Origin of the sequence: Leclercia sp. W17 (assembly GCF_003336325.1) — a bacterium.
Classification (GTDB): Bacteria; Pseudomonadota; Gammaproteobacteria; order Enterobacterales; family Enterobacteriaceae; genus Enterobacter.
This window is the reverse complement of record NZ_CP031101.1, coordinates 1,134,648-1,153,513: the sequence shown is the minus strand read 5'-3', so window position 1 is coordinate 1,153,513 and position 18,866 is coordinate 1,134,648. Positions and strand designations below refer to the sequence as shown.

Here is an 18,866-nt window from a genome sequence, read left to right as displayed (position 1 = left end):
TTAACGTGTGTCGTTTCAATTTTCAGCTTGATCCAGATTTTTAAAGAGCAAATATCGCAAACATGACTCGCAAGTCAGTTTTGAGATACTGATTGGTTGTGCCTTTCACTCACACCCAGCAAGTGGCGTCCCCTAGGGGATTCGAACCCCTGTTGCCGCCGTGAAAGGGCGGAGTCCTAACCGCTAGACGAAGGGGACACGAGGTGTCACGACTTCGCAGCCGTCTTGCTTTTCACTTTCTATCAGACAATCTGTGTGAGCACTACAAAGGCAGGTTCTTTAAGGTAAGGAGGTGATCCAACCGCAGGTTCCCCTACGGTTACCTTGTTACGACTTCACCCCAGTCATGAATCACAAAGTGGTAAGCGCCCTCCCGAAGGTTAAGCTACCTACTTCTTTTGCAACCCACTCCCATGGTGTGACGGGCGGTGTGTACAAGGCCCGGGAACGTATTCACCGTAGCATTCTGATCTACGATTACTAGCGATTCCGACTTCATGGAGTCGAGTTGCAGACTCCAATCCGGACTACGACGCACTTTATGAGGTCCGCTTGCTCTCGCGAGGTCGCTTCTCTTTGTATGCGCCATTGTAGCACGTGTGTAGCCCTACTCGTAAGGGCCATGATGACTTGACGTCATCCCCACCTTCCTCCAGTTTATCACTGGCAGTCTCCTTTGAGTTCCCGGCCGGACCGCTGGCAACAAAGGATAAGGGTTGCGCTCGTTGCGGGACTTAACCCAACATTTCACAACACGAGCTGACGACAGCCATGCAGCACCTGTCTCAGAGTTCCCGAAGGCACCAAGCCATCTCTGGCAAGTTCTCTGGATGTCAAGAGTAGGTAAGGTTCTTCGCGTTGCATCGAATTAAACCACATGCTCCACCGCTTGTGCGGGCCCCCGTCAATTCATTTGAGTTTTAACCTTGCGGCCGTACTCCCCAGGCGGTCGACTTAACGCGTTAGCTCCGGAAGCCACGCCTCAAGGGCACAACCTCCAAGTCGACATCGTTTACGGCGTGGACTACCAGGGTATCTAATCCTGTTTGCTCCCCACGCTTTCGCACCTGAGCGTCAGTCTTTGTCCAGGGGGCCGCCTTCGCCACCGGTATTCCTCCAGATCTCTACGCATTTCACCGCTACACCTGGAATTCTACCCCCCTCTACAAGACTCAAGCCTGCCAGTTTCAAATGCAGTTCCCAGGTTGAGCCCGGGGATTTCACATCTGACTTAACAGACCGCCTGCGTGCGCTTTACGCCCAGTAATTCCGATTAACGCTTGCACCCTCCGTATTACCGCGGCTGCTGGCACGGAGTTAGCCGGTGCTTCTTCTGCGAGTAACGTCAATCACTGTGGTTATTAACCACAATGCCTTCCTCCTCGCTGAAAGTACTTTACAACCCGAAGGCCTTCTTCATACACGCGGCATGGCTGCATCAGGCTTGCGCCCATTGTGCAATATTCCCCACTGCTGCCTCCCGTAGGAGTCTGGACCGTGTCTCAGTTCCAGTGTGGCTGGTCATCCTCTCAGACCAGCTAGGGATCGTCGCCTAGGTGAGCCATTACCCCACCTACTAGCTAATCCCATCTGGGCACATCCGATGGCAAGAGGCCCGAAGGTCCCCCTCTTTGGTCTTGCGACGTTATGCGGTATTAGCTACCGTTTCCAGTAGTTATCCCCCTCCATCAGGCAGTTTCCCAGACATTACTCACCCGTCCGCCACTCGTCACCCGAGAGCAAGCTCTCTGTGCTACCGTTCGACTTGCATGTGTTAGGCCTGCCGCCAGCGTTCAATCTGAGCCATGATCAAACTCTTCAATTTAAGTTTGATGCTCGTGAATTAAACTTCGTAATGAATTACGTGTTCACTCAGAGACTTGGTATTCATTTATTGTCCGAGGACATTAAGAATCCATGTCACTTTGAGTGCCCACACAGATTGTCTGATAAATTGTTAAAGAGCAGTGCCGCTTCGCTTTTTCGCTGCGGCGCGGGGTGTGCATATTACGCTTCCCCACCTCAGAGTCAAGCGATTATTTTCGCTTTTCTCCGTGAGGTTCTTACCGAACCCCGCTGACCCGGCGGCGTGTTTGCCGTTGTTCCGTGTCAGTGGTGGCGCATTATAGGCGCTTATTCTGGGCTGGCAAGTATAAAGTGAAAATTATTTATCAACCGTTCATTTTCCAGGCAACCCCGCTTCAGAAAGCCCATTCTTGCCTGGTTTTTAAACAAAAACGAGCCCCTGAGGGCTCGTTTTCATCGTTTTGTGACTTACTGCACTGCCACAATCTGGTCGTCTTGCTTCACCAGCTGGATGGTTTTGCCCGGGAGCAGCTTCCCGGAAAGAATTTGCTGCGCCAGCGGGTTTTCGATCTGCTGCTGGATGGCACGTTTGAGAGGACGTGCACCGTACACCGGATCGTACCCATTTGCGCTCAGCAGTTGCAGCGCGTCATCCGCAATCTGCAGTTCATATCCACGCTCTTCCAGACGTTTATACAAACGCTGCAGCTGAATACGGGCAATAGAAGCAATATGTTTTTCACCCAGTGGATGGAAGACCACGACTTCATCGATACGGTTGATGAACTCAGGACGGAAGCTGTGGCTGACCACGCCCATCACCAGATCCTTCATATGGCTGTAATCCAGTTCACCAAAACGCTCCTGAATCAGATCGGAACCCAGGTTCGAAGTCATGATGACCACCGTATTACGGAAATCGACCGTTCTCCCCTGCCCATCGGTCAGGCGTCCGTCATCCAGAACCTGCAGCAGAATGTTGAACACATCCGGGTGCGCCTTTTCCACTTCATCCAGCAGGATGACGGAGTACGGACGACGGCGAACCGCTTCTGTCAGATAGCCACCCTCTTCATAACCAACATATCCCGGAGGTGCACCCACCAGACGTGAAACGGAGTGTTTCTCCATAAACTCGGACATGTCGATACGTACCATCGCATCGTCACTGTCGAACATGAAGTTTGCCAGCGCCTTACACAGTTCCGTTTTACCGACACCGGTCGGCCCCAGGAACAGGAAGGAGCCAATCGGACGGTTAGGATCGGACAAACCGGCACGGCTACGACGGATCGCATTCGATACCGCCTCAACCGCTTCATCCTGACCGATGACGCGATGATGAAGATCTTCCTCCATGCGCAATAATTTGTCGCGCTCGCTCTCCATCATTCTGGCTACCGGGATACCGGTCCAGCGCGCCAGTACCTCGGCAATTTCTGCATCCGTCACTTTATTACGTAACAGACGCATAGTTTTGCCTTCAGCCTGGGTTGCCGCCGCCAGCTGTTTTTCCAGTTCCGGAATTTTGCCGTACTGCAGCTCAGACATTTGCGCCAGATCGCCCACGCGACGCGCCTGCTCGATGGCGATCTTCGCCTGTTCCAGCTCGGCTTTAATCGTCTGGGTGCCGGAAAGGGATGCTTTTTCTGCTTTCCACTCCTCTTCTAAGCCAGAATATTGCCGTTCTTTATCCTGGAGCTCTTCATTAAGCATATCCAGACGCTTTTTACTCGCTTCATCAGACTCTTTTTTCAGCGCCTGCTGCTCGAGCTTGAGCTGAATAATCCGGCGATCGAGTCGGTCCAGCTCTTCTGGCTTGGAGTCAATCTGCATACGAATACTGGAGGCCGCTTCATCGATAAGGTCGATCGCTTTGTCAGGCAGCTGTCGGTCGGCAATATAGCGATGCGACAAGGTTGCAGCCGCCACGATAGCCGGGTCCGTAATCTGCACATGGTGGTGCAGCTCATAACGCTCTTTCAGGCCACGCAGGATCGCGATGGTATCTTCCACTGACGGTTCAGCCACAAACACTTTCTGGAATCGACGTTCCAAGGCAGCATCTTTTTCAATGTACTGACGATACTCATCAAGGGTGGTGGCGCCCACGCAGTGCAGCTCGCCGCGAGCAAGGGCCGGTTTGAGCATGTTCCCGGCATCCATGGCACCATCGGCTTTACCTGCCCCCACCATCGTGTGCAGTTCGTCGATAAACAGAATGACGTTGCCTTCCTGTTTTGCCAGATCGTTGAGCACGCCTTTTAAGCGTTCTTCAAATTCGCCGCGGTATTTTGCCCCCGCCACCAGCGCGCCCATATCCAGTGCCAGTACGCGACGGCCTTTCAGACCTTCCGGGACTTCACCATTGACGATACGCTGGGCCAGCCCTTCCACAATGGCCGTTTTACCAACACCAGGCTCACCAATCAGTACCGGGTTATTTTTGGTGCGGCGTTGCAGGACCTGAATGGTACGGCGGATCTCTTCGTCACGGCCAATGACCGGGTCAAGCTTGCCTTGTTCCGCACGCTCAGTCAGGTCGACCGTATATTTCTTCAATGCCTGACGCTGATCTTCAGCACCCTGATCGTTCACGCTCTCACCTCCGCGCATTTGTGCAATCGCCTGCGTCACATTGGCGGTAGTTGCGCCAGCTGTTTTCAGCAGGTCGGTCAAGGTGCCACGTGATTCAAGCGCCGCCAGAACAAAGAGTTCTGACGAAATAAAGTTGTCGCCGCGTTTCTGCGCCAGTTTGTCGCACAGGTTTAATACGCGAACCAGATCCTGAGACGGCTGTACATCTCCGCCTGTGCCCTCTACCTGGGGTAAACGGCTCAGCGCCTGATCGATGGCTGTGCGTAACTGGCCCGCATTAATGCCGGCAGATGTCAATAAAGGACGTACCGATCCCCCTTCCTGATTCAGTAAGGCGCTCATTAAATGAAGAGGTTCGATAAACTGATTGTCGTGCCCCAGTGCGAGAGACTGGGCATCGGCGAGAGCAAGCTGGAATTTATTAGTAAGACGATCCAGACGCATAACTCCTCCCATAACAGGTCAAAATTGCTACTGGAGATTAAATGAGGTCATCCCTCAATTATTCAAGGTGAATGACCTGAATTATGCGAAAAGAAAACGACGCGTGCCGGATCGTCTTGATTCTATAGGTTATATCAGCCAAATGAAACTTGCCATACGTCCTGTCGTCTTGTCGCGGCGATAGGAAAAGAAATCACCGTTTTCGGTGAAGGTGCAGCGATCGCCGCCGTAGATCTGGCTGATACCGACGCGGGTCAGGCGCTGGCGGGCAAGCTGATAAATGTCCGCCATGTACTTATCTCCTGCCGGAAGAAAAGCGCTCTGCGCCTGCGCATCGTGCGCCATAAAAGCGTCGCGCACCTCCGGCCCCACTTCAAAAGCCTGTGGGCCAATGGCCGGGCCCAGCCAGGCGATGATGTTATCCGCGCTGTCGGCAAAACAGGCAACGGTCTCTTCCAGTACGCCGGCGCACAATCCTCGCCAACCAGCATGGGCGGCGGCCACTTCCGTGCCTGCACGGTTGCAGAAAAGCACCGGCAGACAGTCAGCGGTCATGACGGCACAAACCGTGCCCGGAGTATTGCTGTAAGACGCATCGGCACGTTTCGAGGCGTACGGCTCACCGGTGAGACGAAGCACAGCGGTACCATGTACCTGTTCAAGCCAGACCGGCTTCGACGGCAACTGGCCTGCCGCAAACAACCGCTTACGATTCTCTTCAACGTGATCGAGGCTATCGCCACAGTGAGCGCCCAGGTTTAATGATTCCCAGGCCCCCTCACTCACGCCGCCGATACGGGTTGAACTGCAGGCCGCTACGCCTTCAGGCGCAGGCCACTCCGGGACAATCAGTTTGGTCATAACCAGTCCACGTCATCCTTATGTTCTTCAAAATCGGCACGCATCGCGTCGATAAGATCCACCATATCCTGTGGAATTGGCGCATGCCATTCCATCTCAATGCCGGTGATCGGATGGTAGAGACGCAGCATGGTGGCGTGCAGGGCCTGACGGTCGAATTTACGCAGCATCGCGATAAATTCTTCAGACGCCCCTTTCGGCGGACGCGGACGACCACCGTACAGCTGATCGCCCACCAGCGGATGAGTGATATGGGACATATGCACACGGATCTGGTGCGTACGGCCCGTTTCCAGACGCAGACGCAGACGCGTATGGATGCGGAAATGCTCCATGATGCGGTAGTGCGTGACGGCCGGTTTACCCATCGGGTGAACGGACATATGGGTACGCTTGGTCGGATGGCGACTGATAGGTTGCTCTACCGTACCGCCGGAGGTCATATGCCCAATAGCAACCGCTTCGTATTCACGGGTGATTTCACGCAGCTGCAGGGACTCAACCAGACGCGTCTGCGCCGGAATGGTCTTGGCAACGACCATCAGGCCGGTGGTGTCTTTATCCAGACGGTGAACGATCCCCGCACGCGGTACGTCCACAATAGGAGGATAGTAGTGCAGCAGGGCGTTCAGTACGGTGCCGTCAGGGTTACCTGCGCCAGGGTGTACAACCAGATCGCGCGGCTTGTTAATGACCAGGATGTCGTCATCTTCATAGACGATATTCAGCGGGATATCCTGAGGCTCAAAACGGACTTCTTCTTCGATGTCAGCATTGATGGCGACCACTTCCCCACCCAACACTTTCTCTTTTGGCTTGTCCCAGATCTTGCCATTTACCAGCACGCGCTGGTCAAGGATCCATGCTTTTATGCGTGAACGCGAATAATCAGGGAACATTTCGGCCAAAGCCTGATCTAAGCGTTGTCCGAGCTGATTTTCGGAGACTGTCGCGGTGAGTTCTACTCGTTGTGCCATAGACTGCTTCTTCGTTTAACGTTGGGTTTTACGGCTTTGCCGTTTAATATAGTGTGCTATTGTAGCTGGTCTTAATCGGGAGCAGGAAAGAGATTCTCCCGGACAAACATTTGAGGAAAGTCAAAACGTCATGACGCGCATGAAATATCTGGTGGCAGCGGCCACGTTGAGCCTGGCTTTGGTAGGCTGCTCCGGTTCGAATGAACAGGTCCCTGACAATCCGCCGAATGAAATCTATGCGACTGCTCAGCAAAAGCTGCAGGACGGTAACTGGAAACAGGCGATAACGCAACTGGAAGCGCTGGATAATCGCTATCCATTTGGCCCGTACTCCCAGCAGGTACAGTTGGATCTGATCTACGCCTACTATAAAAATGCCGATCTGCCACTGGCCCAGGCGACGATCGATCGCTTCATGCGTCTGAATCCGACCCATCCGAATATTGACTACGTGATGTATATGCGCGGCCTGACCAATATGGCGCTGGATGACAGTGCGCTGCAGGGCTTCTTTGGTGTGGATCGCTCCGACCGCGACCCGCAGCACGCCCGCGATGCGTTTAATGACTTCTCTAAACTGGTTCGCGGCTACCCGAACAGCCAGTACGTAACGGATGCCAGCAAACGTCTGGTGTTCCTGAAAGACCGTCTGGCGAAATACGAATACTCTGTGGCGGAATACTATACCCGTCGTGGTGCATACGTTGCCGTCGTGAACCGTGTCGAAGGCATGCTGCGTGATTATCCGGATACCCAGGCAACGCGTGATGGCCTGAAGCTGATGGAAAACGCCTATCGCCAGCTGCAGATGACCTCCCAGGCTGACAAAGTGGCGAAGATCATCGCCGCGAACAGCAGCAGCTCCTGATTGTACAGTAGAATGCAAAACGGCAGCCTCAGGGCTGCCGTTTTTTTATCCATTTTCGCATCAAGCTGAAGCGGTTTAGCCTGCACGAATCCTATCAACTATGGCCGCAATATGTCGCTTCGACAAGGTAAATGTTACATGTTCCTGTCCTGCCTCACAAAAAGAATCCGTTGACAAAAAGTGACATAAAAATGTGATTTACATCACACATTTTGACATTAGGAACGGTATGCTGGACTCACCAAGACGGGAAAGACAAGAGGTAAAATTTATGACAATGAACATTACCAGTAAACAAATGGAAATTACTCCGGCAATCCGCCAGCACGTCGCAGACCGTCTCGCCAAACTGGATAAATGGCAAACACACCTGATTAACCCACATATCATTCTCTCTAAGGAGCCACAGGGTTTCATCGCTGACGCAACTATCAATACTCCAAACGGCCATCTGGTCGCCAGCGCGAAACATGAGGATATGTACACCGCCATCAACGATTTGATTAACAAGCTGGAACGGCAGCTCAATAAAGTGCAACACAAAGGTGAAGCCCGTCGCGCCACAACATCGGTGAAAGACGCCAGCTTCGCAGAAGAAGTTGAAGATGAGTAATCCCTTACATTGAGTCTATCGCCAACGCGCCTTCGGGCGCGTTTTTTATTGACAGGGTGAAAACAGTACGGGTACTTTAAGTCTGTCTTCTGAAGGAATCATCCATGACCGTTAAGCCGTTTTTCTTCGCATTCTTTTTTACCTTCCCCTGATTGGGAGGCGTTTCGTCGTGTGATAAAGAATGCGAAGACGAACAATAAGGCCTCCCACACCGGGGGGCCTTTTTTATTGATAACGATAAATGACAAAGGCAACGCTATGACACCGGAAAACCCGTTACTGGATCTGCGAGATAAGATCAGCGCTCTGGATGAAAAATTGCTTTCACTGTTGGCCGAACGCCGTGCGCTGGCCGTTGAGGTCGGAAAAGCAAAGCTGGCATCACACCGTCCGGTACGCGATATTGATCGGGAGCGCGACCTGTTGGAACGCCTGATTAACCTTGGCAAAACGCACCATCTGGATGCGCACTACATCACCCGCCTGTTCCAGCTGATTATCGAAGATTCCGTCCTCACCCAGCAGGCATTACTGCAACAGCATCTGAACAAGACCAACCCGCACTCGGCGCGTATTGCCTTCCTGGGACCAAAAGGTTCCTATTCCCACCTCGCTGCACGTCAGTATGCTGCCCGTCACTTCGAAGAGTTTATTGAAAGCGGCTGCGCGAAGTTCGCCGATATTTTCAATCAGGTAGAAACAGGCCAGGCGGATTATGCTGTCGTGCCAATCGAGAACACCAGTTCCGGTGCAATCAACGACGTTTACGATTTGCTCCAGCACACCACCCTGTCGCTGGTCGGGGAGATGACAATCCCGATTGACCACTGCGTACTGGTTTCCGGAACGACTGACCTCGACAAAATCGAGACGGTCTATAGCCATCCGCAACCCTTCCAGCAGTGCAGCCAGTTCCTGAACCGCTATCCGGGCTGGAAAATTGAATATACCGAAAGCACGTCAGCCGCGATGGAAAAGGTCGCACAGGCCAACTCCCCCACCGTTGCCGCGCTCGGCAGCGAAGCGGGCGGTGCGCTGTATGGTTTACAGGTGCTGGAGCGCAACCTGGCCAACCAGACGCAAAACATCACTCGTTTCATCGTGCTGGCGCGTAAAGCGATCAACGTCTCCGATCAGGTGCCGGCCAAAACCACCCTGCTGATGGCGACGGGCCAGCAGGCTGGTGCGCTGGTTGAGGCTCTGCTGGTACTGCGCAATCACAATCTGATTATGACCAAACTGGAATCGCGCCCGATTCACGGCAACCCGTGGGAAGAGATGTTCTATCTCGATATCCAGGCCAACCTGGAGTCTGCGTCCCTGCAGAAAGCCCTGCGTGAACTGGGTGAGATCACCCGTTCCATGAAGGTGCTGGGATGCTATCCGAGCGAAAACGTGGTCCCGGTTGATCCGGCTTAACGCGCAATAAATGGGCCTTTTTTTACCCCTGCCACGCTGACGGGCAGGGTGAAAATGGCGCCGGACAGAGGATATGCCGCCACCTCCTGCGCGTCCATGTTCTCACGGGTGGTGGTGATAAACAGCGTCTGCATATCATCGCCACCGAAACAGACCATCGTCGGGCAGCGCACCGGCAACCGGTACTCTTCCAGCTGTTCGCCCTGTGGTGAAAAACGGGCGATCCGCCAGCCGTCAAACAGCGCGCTCCAGTAACAGCCCTCCACATCCACCGCCGCGCCGTCCGGGATCCCCTCCCCCGGCTGGAACCGGCGAAAGACTTCCCGTTTACCCGGTTCGCCCTGCTCATCCAGCGGCGTACGGTAGATCACCGCATTGGGCGTGTCTGAGGTGTACATCCAGCGCCGATCATCGCTAAAGGCCAGCCCGTTATGACCGTGGATATCACACTGGATCACCTCCGGCGTCAGGTCATTATCGATACGCATCAGCAAGGCGCCGTTGTAGTCCCCTGGTGCCCAGAAGGTACCCGCGTAGAAGCGGCCGAAATGATCGGTTCCCCCATCATTAAAGCGTGCCAGCTGCGGGTTCGACGGGTTATCACAAACTTTTCGTTGTAGCAGCCCATGCTTATCCGCCAGCCAGATGCCCGTGCGCATGGCGACAATAAAGCCCCCATCCTGACGCAGCGCGAAGCACCCCACATCTTCATGGAAGGATAAAACGCTGTGTTCACCCGTCGGCAGATGGTAGCGGTGGATCTCGCCTTCCAGAATATCCGCCCAGTAGAGCGCGCTTTCTGCTGCGCTCCAGGTGGGGCACTCTGGTAAGTGCCCCGTATAGTCAAACAAAACGCGTGGTTCAGCCATGACAGTTCCCCAAAATAAAAAAAGCCAGCAGTGCTGGCTTTCAGTATATACATCATCAGATTACTGGCGACTGTCATTCGCCTGTCTGAGCAAGATACGGCTCTCGCTCTGGAAACGCTGGGCGTAATCGCCAAACCAGTGCTCGACCTTGCGGAAGCTGTCGATAAAGGCCTGCTTATTGCCCTGCTCCAGCAGCGTAATCGCCTCACCAAAACGCTGGTAGTAACGTTTGATCAGCGCCAGGTTATTGCCTGAAGACATAATAATATCTGCATAGAGCTGCGGATCCTGGGCAAACAGCCGTCCGACCATCGCCAGTTCGAGGCGATAGATAGGCGATGACAGCGACAGCAGCTGCTCAAGCTGAACGTTCTCTTCCGCCAGATGCAGGCCATACGCAAAGGTTGCGAAGTGGCGCAACGCCTGGATAAAGGCCATGTTCTGGTCATGCTCGACGGCACTGATCCGGTGCAGTCGCGCGCCCCATACCTGAATCTGCTCCAGGAACCACTGGTACGCTTCTGGCTGGCGGCCATCGCAATAGACCACCACCTGTTTCGCCAGGCTGCCGCTGTCCGGGCCGAACATCGGGTGCAGCCCCAGCACCGGGCCACGGTGCGCGGCAAGCATCGCCTGCAATGGACCATTTTTTACCGAGGCCAGATCGACCAGAATACAGTCATCCGGCAGCGGTGGCAGTTGGGCAATAATCTCTTCGGTGATGTGGATCGGTACGCTGACAATGACCATGCCCGCATCGGCCACCATCGCCTGCGCCCGGGCCCAGTCCTCTTTTTCAAGGATGCGCACCTGGTAGCCCGAAAGCGTCAGCATCTTCTCAAACAGACGCCCCATCTGCCCGCCGCCACCGACAATGACCACCGGGCGCAGCGTCGGACAAAGGGTTTTAAACCCCTTGTCGTTTTCGCTGGAGTAAGACTCCCGCATCACCCGGCGCAGCACATCTTCAATCAGGTCCGGCGAGACGCCCAGCGCCTGCGCCTCTTTGCGCCGGGAGGCCAGCATGGAGGCTTCGCGCTCCGGCACGTAAATCGGCAAGCCATATTTACTTTTGACTTCACCTACCTCGGCGACCAGCGCCATGCGGCGCGCCAGCAAATCCAGCAGCGCCTTATCTACCTCATCAATTTGATCGCGCAGGGCGGTCAATTCAGCAACCATAACAAACCTCTTAAGCCAGACGCGTCGCCAGCTGGCCGTTCAAATCTTTGTGGATCTCACGCAGCAGCGCATCGGTGGTTTCCCAGCTGATGCAGGCATCCGTAACAGATACCCCGTATTTCATGGTGCTGCGCGGCTGCTCAGATGACTGATTGCCTTCATGGATGTGGCTTTCAATCATCAGGCCAATAATCGAACGGTTGCCATCTTTGATCTGCGCGACGACGGATTCCGCCACCGCAGGCTGACGACGGTAATCTTTGTTGGAATTACCATGACTGCAATCTACCATCAGCGCCGGGCGCAGTCCTGCCTGTTCCATCTCTTTTTCACACTGCGCCACATCTGCCGGGCTGTAGTTAGGCGCTTTGCCGCCGCGCAGGATAACGTGTCCATCCGGGTTACCCTGGGTCTGCAGCAGGCAAACCTGGCCCGCCTGGTTGATGCCGACAAAACGGTGCGGCATGGCAGCGGCACGCATGGCGTTAATGGCTGTCGCCAGGCTGCCGTCAGTACCATTTTTGAAACCGACCGGCATGGAGAGGCCAGAGGCCATTTCACGGTGTGTCTGAGACTCGGTCGTACGCGCCCCGATTGCCGACCAGCTAAAGAGATCGCCAAGGTATTGCGGGCTGTTCGGATCCAGCGCTTCTGTTGCCAGCGGCAGCCCCATGTTTACCAGCTCCACCAGAAGATTACGCGCAATCTTCAGACCGGCTTCCACATCAAACGAGCCATCCATGTGCGGATCGTTAATCAACCCTTTCCAGCCGACGGTGGTACGAGGTTTTTCAAAATAGACGCGCATGACCAGGTAGAGGCTATCGCTGACCTCCTCGGCCAGAGCTTTAAAACGATGGGCATATTCGATGGCAGCTTCAGGATCATGAATAGAGCACGGACCACATACCACCAGCAGACGCGGATCGCGCCCGGCGATGATGTCGGAAATGGTCTTGCGGGAGTGCGCAATTTGCGCCTCCTGCTCAACGCTCAGCGGGAATTCCGCTTTCAGTTGATCCGGAGTAATCAAAACATGTTCATCAGTAATATGTACGTTATTCAGCGCGTCTTTTTGCATGATTGCGGTCCTGGAAGCTCGTTTGCGATAGTGGTTTCCTCACTGAGGAAGCCCAACGATATCACATCGAGTAAAGATTTCAATCCAAAATACGTAAATAATAGTTTACAATACCCCTTTTAAAGCAAAAAACACCTGATTAAGGTGTAACGTAAAAATTACAGAATAGATTCTTAACGCCAGGCTATGCTCAATGGAAAAAGGAGAATGCCTTATGCGCCTGACCGTGATCCCGCTTTTGGGTCTGCTATTAACCGCTTGTCAGATTGATCCTTACACCCATCAGCCTCACTGGACCGGCACCGACTGGTATGGTGCGGGGAAAGAAGACGCGATAGACGGCGTGGCCGTAAAATCCCGTGAAACGCTTGCCGCTAATTTTAATGACCCTAAGGTGGACCGCCCGGCCTATCTCAAAGGATATAAAGAGGGACAAAAGAAAATATGCCAGGAAAATTTTGTGTACGCCTGGGGATTAGCCGGTCGAATATTCCCCGCCAGCTGTGATACCGCTGAAAATGCCACTCAGCTCCGCACCGCCTGGCAGCAGGGTATGGATGAAGGTACAAAAGCCAGCCGTTTGAATTAATAACCTCGATAGTTTCTTTTTAAATTAAGGAGCCAGGATTTTACTTAAGTCCCTGAATATCAGCGCGACGTAATGACGATCCGGGTAAAAAATGGTATTATTGCCGCAAAACTAAAGGGCTAATATTTCCAGAGTGGTATGGCGGATTCTGGTGGGTAACTATTTTCTCATATCCGGATGTCGGGTAGCGCTGCTGCTGATGCTGTTAATATCCTGCGGACACGCTATTGGCGGATCATTATCCAGAACGGACAAATCGGTACGTTCAATTGTCTCCGGGATCGTCAGTTATACCCGCTGGCCCACCCTCTCTGGCCAGCCAACCCTGTGCATTTTCGCCTCTTCCCGCTACGTTGAGGCGCTCAGTACCGATGGCCCGGACACGCTGCCCTATATCCCCGTCATTATCCATAGCGATCAAGAGGCACTGAGTGCAGGATGCCATGCGCTCTATTTTGGCAGTGAGCCTCCCCACGCCCAACTTGAATTAAGCACAGCATTTAATGCCAGACCGTTACTCCTCATTGCGGAGCAAAATTGGCAGTGTCTTACAGGCAGCGCTTTTTGCCTGATAATAGACGATAGACAGGTCAGATTTTCCGTCAATATGAATGTGCTGTCGCGCAGCGGAGTCCGGGTTAGTCCTGATGTGTTAATGCTTGCATGGAATACAAAGCATGAATAAGGAATTTACATCAGCGCCGCGTCCAACTTTCAAAAGAACCCTCAGGCGCATCAGTATAATTAGTGTTCTCATTACCATGACGCTGGTCTGGTTATTATTGTCTATTGCTTCGGTATTCACACTGAAACAGTACGCTCAACGAAACCTTGAATTAACCAGCGCCACGGTAAGTCGCAGCCTGGAGGCGACGCTGGTCTTTAATGATACCGCCGCCGCTCACGAAGCGCTGGCTACACTCGGCAAACAGGGGCAATTCTCGTCAGCAATATTGCTGGACCGCCACGATAACCCTTTTGCGGCGTGGTCAATGGAGCCAGACGTGCAGGCGGATCCCCTGAGTCAACTGGTCAGCCAGTGGTTATTCCCCCAGCCCATCAGACAGCGCGTCTGGCACAACAACCTGCCGATTGGTGAGTTACGCCTTACCGCACGTGACAGCCTGATTAGTCACTTTCTCTGGACGTCTCTGGCCGTGTTAACCGGCTGCATCCTGTTTGCCTCCCTGGTGGCGTTAGCGATCACCCGCACCCTGCACAATGGCGTGGTCACCGCCCTGCAAAACATTACCGAGGTGGTGCATGATGTCCGTACGAACCGGAATTTCTCCCGCCGGGTGCCAGAGGAGCGTATTGATGAATTTCATCGTTTCGGTCAGGACTTCAACAGCCTGCTGGATGAAATGGAGGAGTGGCAGCGCAAGTTACAGGCGAAAAATGCCCAGCTGCTGCGCACTGCCATGCACGACCCGCTCACCGGGCTGGCGAATCGGGCCGCTTTTCGTACCCGCATCTCGGCCCTGATGAGTGACGCCTCCTCGCGGGCTAACACCGCCCTGCTCTTCCTGGATTGCGATGATTTCAAGCTGATTAACGATACCTGGGGGCACGCCGCGGGCGACGATGTGCTGATTGAAGTGGCCCGCCGCATGGTCGAATTCAGCGGCGGGCGTCATCAGCCCTATCGTCTGGGCGGGGATGAATTTGCCATCATTCTGTATGGTGTCCACTCGGAGTACGAGGTTCTGCGCCTTTGTGCTGAACTGACGCAGCAGTTCAGCCCGTCATATGACCTGCAAAACGGACTCAGCACCAGAATGTCGCTCAGCATTGGCTTCGCGCTGAGCTGGCAACACCATTCCGTTGAAGCGTTGCTCGATCAAGCCGACCGGAATATGTATCTGGTGAAGCATCAGCGTCCTAGAAATTCTGCGTAGAAGACAACGCCGCTGATGCCGCGCGCCAGCGCAGCCAGTCAATGACGACGAACAGCGCCAGGCTGCATCCCATTACTGGCATCGCCAGCCCCAGTAAAAAGGCGATAGCGAAAGAGAGTATGCGGCCCCACAGCGGCAACGCCAGCCAGCTCTGACACAGCGTCTGTGCCGGATTGGTTGCCGTCTGGCGGGGTCTTCGCATCCACCACATCCGGTATCCCCAGACAATCATCACACACAGCGCGAGGCCAAAGGCGATCAGCACCAGCTGGTTTGGCAGGCCAAACAGCACCCCCATATGGAAATCCACACCCCAGCGGGTCAGTTTGGCCATCAGCGGGAAATCCGCAAAGCGGGTCCGATCGATTACCGTCAGAGTCGCCGGGTCAACAGCCACCGCGTCCACCTGCGTCGGCCAGCCGCGATCGATCTCCGTTACCGTCCACGCCGTGGTAGCGCTTTTCGCCGGGCGGATCTCCAGCTTCGTGGCATCAATACCTGCTGCATTAGCCGCTTTCATTACGCCGTCATACAATGCCAGGTCGGGCTTCATCTGCGGCATGGGCATCGACATGTGGTGGCCATGATGATCGGCATGCGGATCGGCGACCTCCGCCGGACCGTGCAGCTGCGTGTTCACCTGCGGCGTGAGCCAGTTCATCTGCGCACGCAGTTTATCCACGTTGCCGCCCGCCCACTGGGACCAGGTCAGGCCGGTAGCCGAGAACAACAGCATCCCCAGCAGCAGACACCAGCCGAGGGAGACGTGCAGCCGACGGTGGTTCTGGAAGCGGTTATTGATGCGCCGTTTTGGGCGGGTATAGAACCACAGCGCGATCCCTCCCAGCGCAGCAATCCACATCCATGACGCGGCCAGCTCGCTGTAAATACGCCCCACATCGCCCAGCAGTAAGGACCGATGCAGATAATCAATCTTCTGGCGTAACGGCAGGATACCGCTGGTGCCATAGACGGTCATGTCGCCGCGCACCGCCAGGCTGACCGGGTCGATAAAGATGGCCCGGTTCTCCGAGGCGTTCAGCGCCGGGTCGGCATACATTACACGGGTGGTTTCACCTGCGGCCAGGCCCGGACGTACCGCATGCAGAGGTAGCTCTCCGCCGGTGACCTTTTCTGCGACCGCAATCTGTTCAGCAAGGGGACGCGGTTCTCCCTCGGTTTCACTGAATAGCGCGTGATGATAAAGCGCGTTTTCTAGCTGCGGCGTGGCGACATAGAGCGTACCCGAGAGCGCGGCGATAAAGATAAACGGCCCGACAAACAGACCAATATAGAAGTGAAGACGACGCAGCAGGTTGCCCCAGGCTGCGCGCGATGTGCAGGTAGTCATGCTTTCCCTTTTTCAGGCAATAGATTATCGGTACACCGGGGTGTACGTTTTTTTACATGGAATAAGCAGACAGGCGCGGCGGTGCGCGGGTATCGGGGCAGAGCCAGGGGAAGAAGTGCCAGTGGCGAACAGAGGGGCGCGGCGGCGTGAGGCGCTGTCTGAGTAATACCGCGCACAGCAGCATCACCAGCGCCAGAATCACACCCGGCACGTGAGCCAGCAGCACGCAGTAACCGCAGGCTTCGGCATGGTCGACAGGCATGCTTTCAGGCGGGGCATGGTGCTCCGCCATCATGCTCATGTCATGGTGCATGCCGGGCATCGCGCTCATAGGATCTTTTTGCAACGAGACAGAGACCAGCGGCGCAAAGACGATCATCAGGATCGCAAATAACGCGAGACCTGCCGCGATACGTTGCCATTTTGTCTGATGCTGTTGAGTCGTCACTTACCCTCCGTTAGAGCAGGGGCATTGTAAACGATTTATGAAGAAGAAGTTAATGCGCAAGGCACAGAGAGATAAAAAAAGGGCCGGCCATTCGGCCAGCCCTTTTTACAGGATGTCGCTTAAGCGAATCTTAGTTCAGACGCTCTTTAATACGAGCAGACTTACCAGTACGCTCACGCAGGTAGTACAGTTTAGCTTTACGTACAGCACCACGACGTTTAACAGCAATGCTGTCAACTACCGGAGAGTGAGTCTGGAAGACACGCTCAACGCCTTCGCCGTTGGAAATTTTACGAACAGTGAATGCAGAGTGCAGACCGCGGTTACGGATAGCGATAACCACGCCCTCAAATGCCTGCAGACGTTTTTTGGAACCTTCAACAACCCATACTTTCACTTCCACGGTATCACCCGGACGGAAGGAAGGTACGTCCTGCTTCATCTGCTCTTGTTCAAGTTGCTTAATAATGTTGCTCATAATTTAATCTCTTATCCTGGGTAAACTGATATTTGGGGGCCTCAGGCCATCCCATCATGTTTCTGCTGCTGGTGCGCATGTTCAGTTTTGAACTCGCCCAGCAACTTTGCTTGCTCTTCAGTCAGAGCCAGGTTTTCCAGAAGTTCAGGTCTTCTAAGCCAGGTACGGCCCAGCGACTGCTTCAGGCGCCAGCGACGAATCTCGGCATGGTTTCCCGACAGTAATACTGGCGGTACCTCCATCCCTTCTAACACTTCAGGACGGGTATAGTGTGGACAGTCCAGCAATCCATCAGCAAAAGAGTCTTCTGTTGCTGAAGCTTCATGGCCCAGAACCCCCGGAATAAACCGGGAAACCGAGTCAATCAGCGTCATTGCCGGTAACTCACCACCGCTGAGAACGTAATCGCCGATAGACCATTCTTCGTCAATCTCGGTTTGAATTACGCGCTCATCTATCCCTTCGTAGCGACCACACACCAGAATCAGTTTCTGATTCGTTGCCAGTTCGCTGACGCCCGCTTGATCAAGCTTGCGTCCCTGAGGTGACAGATAAATCACCTTTGCGCCTTCACCTGCCGCGGCTTTTGCTGCTGCGATGGCATCCCGCAAGGGTTGAACCATCATGAGCATCCCCGGTCCGCCGCCGTAAGGACGATCGTCCACGGTACGGTGCCGGTCATGCGTGAAGTCACGTGGACTCCAGCTCTCGATGCTCAGCAGGCCATTTTTTACTGCCCGGCCAGTTACCCCGTAATCAGTAATCGCGCGGAACATTTCAGGAAACAGGCTAATAATGCCAATCCACATAGCGCCGTCTTTTACCGTTTTCAGGAGAATTTAAAAACCAGGATCCCAATCTACTTCGATAGTACGAGTAGCGAGATCGACTTTCTTGATAACCTGCCCATCGAGGAACGGAACCAGCCGCTCCTTGATACCAAACGCATCTTTCAGGTTTGCCTTAATAACGAGAACGTCATTGGATCCGGTTTCCATCATATCGATGACTTTCCCCAGACCGTAACCTTCAGTCGTGACTACCTGGCAACCCATAAGGTCTTTCCAGTAGTAGTCACCCTCTTCCAGCTGTGGCAACTGCGACGAATCGACGACAATTTCACAATTAGTCAGCGCATTCGCGGCATCACGATCGTCAACGCCTTTCAGCTTGATGATGATGTCCTGATTGTGGTGACGCCAGCTTTCCAGCTCGACCTCTTCCCACTTACCGGCCTTCTGGATAAACCAGGGCTGATAGTCAAAAATGCTTTCGGCGTCTTCGGTGGAGGAAAACACTCTGAGCCAACCACGGATACCGTAGCAAGAACCCATTTTGCCCAATACAATCGGTTCAACAGGTGCTTTTTTGCTCATCATGACCA

Annotated in this window: 18 protein-coding genes, 1 tRNA gene, 1 rRNA gene and 1 other annotated feature; of the genes, 7 read left to right on the top strand and 13 right to left on the bottom strand. The window is 54.2% G+C overall.

Annotation, left to right across the window (positions count from 1 at the left end; genetic code table 11):
* Positions 1-123: 123 nt before the first annotated feature.
* The 5 genes from DVA44_RS05720 to rluD all read right to left on the bottom strand — a co-directional run bounded on the left by DVA44_RS05720 (position 124) and on the right by rluD (position 6,686).
* A tRNA-Glu gene (locus tag DVA44_RS05720) sits at positions 124-198 on the bottom strand.
* Positions 199-285: 87 nt separating this feature from the next.
* Positions 286-1,825, bottom strand: a 16S ribosomal RNA gene (locus tag DVA44_RS05715).
* Positions 1,826-2,274: 449 nt separating this feature from the next.
* Positions 2,275-4,848, bottom strand: coding sequence for an ATP-dependent chaperone ClpB (gene clpB / locus DVA44_RS05710; RefSeq protein WP_114385938.1), 2,574 nt, complete (start codon positions 4,846-4,848; stop codon positions 2,275-2,277).
* 129 nt (positions 4,849-4,977) lie between these two features.
* On the bottom strand, positions 4,978-5,709 hold the full coding sequence (gene yfiH, locus DVA44_RS05705) for a purine nucleoside phosphorylase YfiH (protein WP_114385937.1): 732 nt from the start codon (positions 5,707-5,709) through the stop codon (positions 4,978-4,980).
* Positions 5,706-6,686, bottom strand: a complete 981-nt coding sequence (rluD, locus tag DVA44_RS05700; RefSeq protein WP_114385936.1) for a 23S rRNA pseudouridine(1911/1915/1917) synthase RluD — start codon at positions 6,684-6,686, stop codon at positions 5,706-5,708. Before rluD ends, yfiH begins: the two co-directional genes overlap by 4 nt.
* 130 nt (positions 6,687-6,816) lie before the next feature.
* Between rluD and bamD the strand changes: the two genes are divergently transcribed.
* From bamD to pheA, 4 genes are all read left to right on the top strand, one after another.
* Positions 6,817-7,554 (top strand): outer membrane protein assembly factor BamD, encoded by a 738-nt coding sequence (gene bamD, locus DVA44_RS05690; protein ID WP_103180775.1) that lies wholly within the window; start codon positions 6,817-6,819, stop codon positions 7,552-7,554.
* Between the two features lie 271 nt (positions 7,555-7,825).
* The gene (raiA, locus tag DVA44_RS05685; RefSeq protein ID WP_032613238.1) at positions 7,826-8,167 is read left to right on the top strand and encodes a ribosome-associated translation inhibitor RaiA; all 342 of its coding nucleotides are present in this window, start codon (positions 7,826-7,828) and stop codon (positions 8,165-8,167) included.
* 103 nt (positions 8,168-8,270) lie between these two features.
* Positions 8,271-8,396: a sequence feature (Phe leader region), on the top strand.
* A complete protein-coding gene (locus tag DVA44_RS25865) occupies positions 8,272-8,319 on the top strand; it encodes a hypothetical protein (RefSeq protein ID WP_193767862.1) in 48 nt (15 codons plus the stop codon). It overlaps the preceding feature by 48 nt.
* A gap of 29 nt (positions 8,397-8,425) precedes the next feature.
* The gene (pheA, locus tag DVA44_RS05680) at positions 8,426-9,586 is read left to right on the top strand and encodes a bifunctional chorismate mutase/prephenate dehydratase (protein ID WP_103180776.1); all 1,161 of its coding nucleotides are present in this window, start codon (positions 8,426-8,428) and stop codon (positions 9,584-9,586) included.
* Here pheA and DVA44_RS05675 read toward each other — a convergent pair.
* From DVA44_RS05675 to aroF, 3 genes are read right to left on the bottom strand one after another with little or no spacing between them, the layout of a single operon-like run.
* Complete coding sequence (locus DVA44_RS05675; RefSeq protein ID WP_114385935.1) at positions 9,583-10,455, bottom strand: SMP-30/gluconolactonase/LRE family protein; 873 nt, start codon at positions 10,453-10,455, stop codon at positions 9,583-9,585. The two genes, pheA and DVA44_RS05675, sit on opposite strands and share 4 nt — an antisense overlap.
* A 60-nt stretch (positions 10,456-10,515) precedes the next feature.
* Positions 10,516-11,637 carry a bifunctional chorismate mutase/prephenate dehydrogenase gene (gene tyrA, locus DVA44_RS05670; protein ID WP_114314190.1) on the bottom strand — a complete coding sequence of 374 codons (1,122 nt, stop codon included), beginning with the start codon at positions 11,635-11,637 and terminating at the stop codon, positions 10,516-10,518.
* A gap of 10 nt (positions 11,638-11,647) precedes the next feature.
* Entirely contained in the window at positions 11,648-12,718 is a 1,071-nt protein-coding gene (aroF, locus tag DVA44_RS05665) for a 3-deoxy-7-phosphoheptulonate synthase AroF (RefSeq protein WP_103180779.1), read from the bottom strand.
* Between the two features lie 214 nt (positions 12,719-12,932).
* Between aroF and DVA44_RS05660 the strand changes: the two genes are divergently transcribed.
* From DVA44_RS05660 to dgcN, 3 genes are all read left to right on the top strand, one after another.
* Positions 12,933-13,307: a DUF2799 domain-containing protein gene (locus DVA44_RS05660; RefSeq protein ID WP_114385934.1), complete on the top strand. Its 375-nt coding sequence runs from the start codon at positions 12,933-12,935 to the stop codon at positions 13,305-13,307.
* Between the two features lie 199 nt (positions 13,308-13,506).
* A complete protein-coding gene (locus DVA44_RS05655) occupies positions 13,507-13,992 on the top strand; it encodes a YfiR family protein (RefSeq protein ID WP_114385933.1) in 486 nt (161 codons plus the stop codon).
* Positions 13,985-15,205 carry a diguanylate cyclase DgcN gene (gene dgcN, locus DVA44_RS05650; RefSeq protein ID WP_114385932.1) on the top strand — a complete coding sequence of 407 codons (1,221 nt, stop codon included), beginning with the start codon at positions 13,985-13,987 and terminating at the stop codon, positions 15,203-15,205. Before DVA44_RS05655 ends, dgcN begins: the two co-directional genes overlap by 8 nt.
* Here dgcN and DVA44_RS05645 read toward each other — a convergent pair.
* The 5 genes from DVA44_RS05645 to rimM form a co-directional block, all read right to left on the bottom strand.
* Positions 15,189-16,556: a PepSY domain-containing protein gene (locus DVA44_RS05645; protein ID WP_114385931.1), complete on the bottom strand. Its 1,368-nt coding sequence runs from the start codon at positions 16,554-16,556 to the stop codon at positions 15,189-15,191. The genes dgcN and DVA44_RS05645 overlap by 17 nt on opposite strands.
* 52 nt (positions 16,557-16,608) lie before the next feature.
* Positions 16,609-16,935 carry a DUF2946 domain-containing protein gene (locus tag DVA44_RS05640; RefSeq protein WP_114388375.1) on the bottom strand — a complete coding sequence of 109 codons (327 nt, stop codon included), beginning with the start codon at positions 16,933-16,935 and terminating at the stop codon, positions 16,609-16,611.
* Between the two features lie 199 nt (positions 16,936-17,134).
* Positions 17,135-17,482: a 50S ribosomal protein L19 gene (gene rplS / locus DVA44_RS05635; RefSeq protein WP_002914145.1), complete on the bottom strand. Its 348-nt coding sequence runs from the start codon at positions 17,480-17,482 to the stop codon at positions 17,135-17,137.
* A gap of 41 nt (positions 17,483-17,523) precedes the next feature.
* Positions 17,524-18,291: a tRNA (guanosine(37)-N1)-methyltransferase TrmD gene (trmD, locus tag DVA44_RS05630; RefSeq protein WP_103822530.1), complete on the bottom strand. Its 768-nt coding sequence runs from the start codon at positions 18,289-18,291 to the stop codon at positions 17,524-17,526.
* Positions 18,292-18,321: 30 nt separating this feature from the next.
* Entirely contained in the window at positions 18,322-18,861 is a 540-nt protein-coding gene (gene rimM, locus DVA44_RS05625) for a ribosome maturation factor RimM (RefSeq protein ID WP_301564410.1), read from the bottom strand.
* Positions 18,862-18,866: the final 5 nt, after the last annotated feature.

Coding starts and splice junctions, on each gene's coding strand:
- rimM (WP_301564410.1), bottom strand. CDS start 18,861: ATGATGAGCAAAAAAGCACCTGTTGAACCGATTGTATTGGGCAAAATG.
- DVA44_RS05640 (WP_114388375.1), bottom strand. CDS start 16,935: ATGATCGTCTTTGCGCCGCTGGTCTCTGTCTCGTTGCAAAAAGATCCT.
- bamD (WP_103180775.1), top strand. CDS start 6,817: ATGACGCGCATGAAATATCTGGTGGCAGCGGCCACGTTGAGCCTGGCT.
- raiA (WP_032613238.1), top strand. CDS start 7,826: ATGACAATGAACATTACCAGTAAACAAATGGAAATTACTCCGGCAATC.
- DVA44_RS05655 (WP_114385933.1), top strand. CDS start 13,507: ATGCTGTTAATATCCTGCGGACACGCTATTGGCGGATCATTATCCAGA.
- rplS (WP_002914145.1), bottom strand. CDS start 17,482: ATGAGCAACATTATTAAGCAACTTGAACAAGAGCAGATGAAGCAGGAC.
- DVA44_RS05660 (WP_114385934.1), top strand. CDS start 12,933: ATGCGCCTGACCGTGATCCCGCTTTTGGGTCTGCTATTAACCGCTTGT.
- clpB (WP_114385938.1), bottom strand. CDS start 4,848: ATGCGTCTGGATCGTCTTACTAATAAATTCCAGCTTGCTCTCGCCGAT.
- yfiH (WP_114385937.1), bottom strand. CDS start 5,709: ATGACCAAACTGATTGTCCCGGAGTGGCCTGCGCCTGAAGGCGTAGCG.
- DVA44_RS05645 (WP_114385931.1), bottom strand. CDS start 16,556: ATGACTACCTGCACATCGCGCGCAGCCTGGGGCAACCTGCTGCGTCGT.
- DVA44_RS05675 (WP_114385935.1), bottom strand. CDS start 10,455: ATGGCTGAACCACGCGTTTTGTTTGACTATACGGGGCACTTACCAGAG.
- pheA (WP_103180776.1), top strand. CDS start 8,426: ATGACACCGGAAAACCCGTTACTGGATCTGCGAGATAAGATCAGCGCT.
- tyrA (WP_114314190.1), bottom strand. CDS start 11,637: ATGGTTGCTGAATTGACCGCCCTGCGCGATCAAATTGATGAGGTAGAT.
- trmD (WP_103822530.1), bottom strand. CDS start 18,291: ATGTGGATTGGCATTATTAGCCTGTTTCCTGAAATGTTCCGCGCGATT.
- aroF (WP_103180779.1), bottom strand. CDS start 12,718: ATGCAAAAAGACGCGCTGAATAACGTACATATTACTGATGAACATGTT.
- dgcN (WP_114385932.1), top strand. CDS start 13,985: ATGAATAAGGAATTTACATCAGCGCCGCGTCCAACTTTCAAAAGAACC.
- rluD (WP_114385936.1), bottom strand. CDS start 6,686: ATGGCACAACGAGTAGAACTCACCGCGACAGTCTCCGAAAATCAGCTC.